Source organism: Mangrovihabitans endophyticus (genome assembly GCF_014646155.1).
GTDB lineage: Bacteria > Actinomycetota > Actinomycetes > Mycobacteriales > Micromonosporaceae > Actinoplanes > Actinoplanes endophyticus.
In genome coordinates this window covers 1-5,004 of sequence record NZ_BMMX01000092.1, presented here as the reverse complement: position 1 = coordinate 5,004, position 5,004 = coordinate 1, and the positions used below count along the sequence as shown (strand labels likewise).

General features: G+C 62.0%; 5 protein-coding genes. 4 read left to right on the top strand and 1 reads right to left on the bottom strand.

What is annotated here, in order from left to right:
• Nucleotides 1–321, bottom strand: a 321-nt coding sequence (locus tag IEY73_RS32400) for a GOLPH3/VPS74 family protein (RefSeq protein ID WP_229716387.1), incomplete at its 3' end; no start/stop codon positions are given.
• A gap of 614 nt (nucleotides 322–935) precedes the next feature.
• Here IEY73_RS32400 and IEY73_RS32395 point away from each other — a divergent pair.
• The 4 genes from IEY73_RS32395 to IEY73_RS32380 all read left to right on the top strand — a co-directional run bounded on the left by IEY73_RS32395 (nucleotide 936) and on the right by IEY73_RS32380 (nucleotide 4,654).
• Entirely contained in the window at nucleotides 936–1,778 is an 843-nt protein-coding gene (locus IEY73_RS32395; RefSeq protein WP_189083167.1) for an NAD-dependent epimerase/dehydratase family protein, read from the top strand.
• A gap of 18 nt (nucleotides 1,779–1,796) precedes the next feature.
• Entirely contained in the window at nucleotides 1,797–3,014 is a 1,218-nt protein-coding gene (locus tag IEY73_RS32390; RefSeq protein WP_268240512.1) for a helix-turn-helix domain-containing protein, read from the top strand.
• Nucleotides 3,015–3,132: 118 nt separating this feature from the next.
• A complete protein-coding gene (locus IEY73_RS32385; protein ID WP_229716386.1) occupies nucleotides 3,133–3,696 on the top strand; it encodes a flavoprotein in 564 nt (187 codons plus the stop codon).
• 424 nt (nucleotides 3,697–4,120) lie between these two features.
• Nucleotides 4,121–4,654: an NUDIX domain-containing protein gene (locus tag IEY73_RS32380; protein ID WP_229716385.1), complete on the top strand. Its 534-nt coding sequence runs from the start codon at nucleotides 4,121–4,123 to the stop codon at nucleotides 4,652–4,654.
• Nucleotides 4,655–5,004 lie beyond the last annotated feature (350 nt).

Here is a 5,004-nt window from a genome sequence, read left to right as displayed (position 1 = left end):
CGTCATCCGTTCCGCGACGGCTTCATAGGCGAAGGTACGCAGGAACGCGAGCCAGGTACGAATAGTGTGCCCGTTGGATTCGCCAGAGATCAGGTCAAGAACGCGATGCGTCAAGGCGTCCGCCGGAGGAGCCGCGTCCCGTGCAAGAACGTTGCCGTCGCCGAACGTGATGTGCTTCGTGAACGCCAATTCAGCTAGGAGGGAAGCGCTGAGTCCGACGGCCGTTACCGGGCTGCTCAGCAAGAGCCGGCCCGTTGCGTCGTGATGAGCCAACCGGAAGAACTCGTTAGCGAGCGGGCTCAGGGGGGATCTAGCATCCATTTTCGGGTACCGCGGGGACATGCCCGACGAAGGTGGTGTAGGTATGTTTGCGGCCATGCTCTGATCAGCGGCACCGAGTCGAGGGTCTAGGTGAGCCATGTCGGCGTTACCTCGCTGGAGGTGCGGCTACCGTCGCACGTGTGCGACTTGCTTTCCGTCACCAGTCTGAAGTCGCGGCCGTCGCCGACTTCCTGGGCGTCCTGGCCACTCTTGGGGACTGCCGTGCCTGACTCGCATGGACATTCACGACTGATCGCCGAGAGAGATTCCCGCTGTCTCGGAGCCGGGGTGTTGGAACAGGCATCACCTCGGCGAGACAGGACTGAATTTTTTGACACCGCGCTGCCTCCCGTTTGTCGGTGCTCCTCAGGATGGACGTCCAGCAAGATTGCTGATCTTCGATGCGCGCTCTTGCCGGGTCGGACACCGGAGAGTCTGTACGCGCGTGAGATTGACAAGTGACACAGTTCGGTGTCACCGCATAGTCACCAACTGTCTGCGGAAGCTCTTCGATCCGATCGGGACTACGGTGGGGTGGCACACGACGTGGATCATCGCGAAGGGCGCCTGGCGCGAACGGCCGGTTGCGTCGATGATCGGCAGTGAGGAGAACCGTGGAAGACGGAGCGATCTACATCGTCGGGGGACGCGGCTATGTCGGCTCGCGAGCGGTGAAACATGTGATCAACGAAGGCGGTAGACCGGTCGTTGTGAGCCGGAATGGAGAGGGTCTCCCGGGTGTTCCGAGTTTCGGCTGGCGGGAATTCCTCTCTGAAATTGCCGCATCGAAGGATCGCGAAGGCTCTATTGTCTGGCTTCTCGACGGAGAGAAGCACCAGGAGCGGGAACGCCTGACCGAAGTCATCGATGTGGTCGGCACCGGCGTTCATATCGCTGCCGCCTCGTCGTGCACTCTTTACGGAGACGTAGCTGGCAGAGAGTGTGACGAAGACGCGGCGATTCAATCGGTGACAGCCAATGCGCGCCTCAAGGAATCATGCGAGGCGGCCCTAGCGGCGGCGTCGCAGCTTAGCTGGACTGCGCTCCGATTCGGCGCGCTCTACGGCGTTGACGACCGCGGGCTACGCCGAGATCGAGTTGAGAAGTGGGTACGCGAAGCCGTAGAAGGAGGCACCGTCACCGTACCCGATCCGACTCACTGGCGGGGCTGGCTGCACCGCGATCAAGCCGCGCGCGCAATCGTTAGAGCCGCCGCACGAAGGCACCAAGGGATCTTAAACGTAGCGAGCTTTAACGCCCGCTTCTCCGATGTTGCGTCGATAGCGGCTGCTCCCTTCGGCGCTCATGTTGTCAGTGACGGCAAGGAGGATCCCATGAATTATCAGATCAACTCCGATAAAGCGAGAGCGGCAGGTCTGCTAGACGAGCGGAAGAACGAAGGTTTAGGAGATGAAGTCGAGGCATTCAATCGCAAGATATCCAGCGCGAACAGCTAATTTCGATTGGTCGGGGCCGTGATAGTTTATAGTGACGAGAGAGGTATCGGTCAGCGCATCGCCGACGCCCGTAAGCTGCACCGTATGAGCCAGGACCAATTTGCGACACGGATTGACTTCAGTCTCTCACTTGTTCGTAAAGTCGAGCAGGGCAAGCGTGATGCGACTCCTGCATTCGTAGCGGCGGCAGCGAAATGCCTTGGGGTAGATGTAACGACCTTGACTGGCCAGCCTTACGACCAGCACGGTCAGAGCCAGGACCGAGTCCATCTACTCATGCCGGGCCTCCGTCACGCCCTCACATACTGGGACCTCCCGCCGGAACTCGCACAACCCCCTAGAGACTGGCATACGCTAAAAGCTGCGACTTTGAACGCGGCAACGCTCAGGCGAAACGCGCAGCATGTAAAGCTCATGCAGACTTTGCCCGGCTTAATGATGGAGTTGACGGCAGCCAGTCACGCGGTTCCGGAAGCGCAGAGGGAACGATACTTCGAGCTCCTGACAATTTGTCTTTTCGCAGCACACTCAGTCACGTACAAAACCGGTTATCTAGACTTGTCCAGCGTCGTTGAGGACCGTTTGATCTGGGCGGCATCGCGGTCATCGGATCCACTAATGGGCGCCTTGGCTGCATGGGGGCGCACCACATCCATGCTGCAGACTGGGGCTTACGAAATTGGACTCAAACTCTTGGATCGACTTCAATCAATCATTCAACCCTCGAAAACTGAGCGCGAAGCCGTGATGCTGCCAGTCTCCGGATCGCTGCATTTGCGCTCCAGCATGCTTGCTGCCCGCGCCGGCAATGCGGAGTCGGCGGATGCGCATCTGGCCGAAGCCGAAAGGATTGCAAGACATCTGGGCGATGATCATGACGGAGGTTGGCACCAGCTCACGTTTGGGCCGACGAATGTCAAAATCCACGAGGTTGCCACTCGGATAGAGCTCTGCGACGGGCCTGGAGCCGTAGCATTGGCCAGGCAGATCAAGATACCCGATTCGTTGCCACCCATCAGGGCGGGTCACCATTTCGTTGACTTGTCTCGAGCGCAACTTTGGTCGGGTGATAGCGAGGGTGCACTTCATAGCCTCTACCAGGCTCGGCGGCTCGCCCCCCAGCAGACCCGCCACTTGCCTACTACCAGAGAGGTGCTTCGCATGATCTTGCGGTCCCATCGCCGTAGTAATGAGCAGCTTGCAAAGATGGTCACCTGGATTGGTGGGGAAATCTAGCCCTGCCACGCGGACTTTATCGAGAAAGCGTCGGTCCGTCCGCAACCATGGAGCGACGATGAGACTTGGACTACCCCCAGGTGGGTGACGGAGCGTAATGCCAAGCGCTGATCAGCCTGTGTTGTACATCGTGGCGTGTGGTGGGCGTCCGGCTGCCGACCTGCCGCCGTTCGTCACGGACATGCATGATGCCGGATGGCACGTGTGCGTTGTCGCCACGCCGTCCGCACTCAAATTCGTGGATCTTGACGCGCTCGCCGACCTCACCGGCCACAAGGTCCGCTACGACTACAAGCAGCCGGACGAGCCGGACGCCCTTCCGACGCCGGACGCTTTCGTCATCGCACCGGCCACCTTCAATACCGTCAACAAGCTGGCCTCAGGCGCGAGCGACACCCTCGCTTTGGGCATGCTCAACGAGGCGATTGGGCTTGGCCTTCCGATCATCGCTGTGCCTACGCCCAACGTCGCGCTCGCCAGACACCCGGCGTTCATCGCCAGCGTGGCGTCCCTGCGCTCGTGGGGCGTGGATCTGATGCTTGACCCCAGCCGGTGGCCCCTGCCCACCCCGAACATGGGCGCACCCGCCGCTAGCCTCTTTCCCTGGGACGACCTCGCCAGAGCAGCATCGGGTCTTGCCCAAGAGCTGAGGATTGAACGAGAAGAGGCAATCGAGAGCTAGGCCCAGCGATGGGGGTCGGTGGCCCAGCTCTGCGGCTAAACCGGGACTGTGCTGGGAGCGGTGTTTCGGCCCGACCGCCGGGCTGAGGTCCGGCGAGATGGGCACCGTGAGTGACTTGAGAGGCTCAGCGCCGGCGACGATCCGCAGAGCGCCATCACGGCAGTCTTCTCCTGGTCGCTGCGAAACCTGTCATCGGATGCAGCCGCCGTGTTCGCCTATCTCGGCCAACATGCGGAGCCCGATGCCGATCTGTACGCGCTCGAACCCGTCCCTGGAGTCCTGGGGGTGGGTGCCGAGAGTTTTGTCGGAGCTTGCCGACATCGCTTCGTACGGCCTGGGCGCGAGCTCATACGCGAGTTGGGAGCCGGCACGTGCCGACCGACCGGCCCGATGTCCGGTGCGGGAGCCGCGTAGCGTGTGGCCGGTGGGTGAGCGGTTGGAACCGGCGCAATGGTATGCGAGCTTGCCGAGCTTTCTGGCGTCGGCGAGTGCGCTGATCACGAATCCGGCCGGGTCGGCGGTGCTGGCGGTGAAGCCGAACTACCGGGCGTGGTGGAACGTGCCGGGCGGCATCATGGAGGCTGGCGAGCCACCACACGTGTGTTGCGCCAGGGAGATCGCCGAGGAACTCGGTCTTCAGGTGACTGTCGGCCGACTGCTGGTGCTGGACTGGGTCGAGCCCAACCCGGTGCGCAAGGCATGGTTCGGCTACCTGTTCGACGGTGGTGTCGTGGCGGACCTGTCACTGATCGCCTTGCAGTCCGAGGAACTGGACGCGGTCGAGTTCGTCGATCGTTCTCAGCTGCGAGAACGGTTCACGGCGAACACGGCTGACCGGGTTGAGGCCGGGTTGCAGGCGCGGGCCTCGGGTGGGGTGGCGTACCTGCATAACGGGCTGGTGATCGAGCAGGCCAGCACCGGTGTCGCGCGGGACCGTCTCTCCGCCCGCGACGGTTAAGCCGGGCCGAGCAGCTCCCGGGCTTCGGCAAACCATGCCTCGGCCGCGGGATGCTTGCGGTGCGGTTTCAGTGCGCCGGCGTATTCGTGAATGCGGTCGCGCACTCACCGGATGGCACCTGGCCACAACAGCCCACACCCTGCGCGAAGGCCTACCCGACAACCCGCTCGTACGCTGGCTGATCAAGACCTGACACCGGCCACGCCTGATCGCGAGCAAGCCGACACCCCGGCTTATACAACAGCTACGGTCCTGATTGCACGCGCGGATCTGCCGATGAGCGGACTCGTGATCTGGCGGCAACGATTGATCATTCGTGCGTAGCTGGAGGTGTCCCGACATCGATCAGC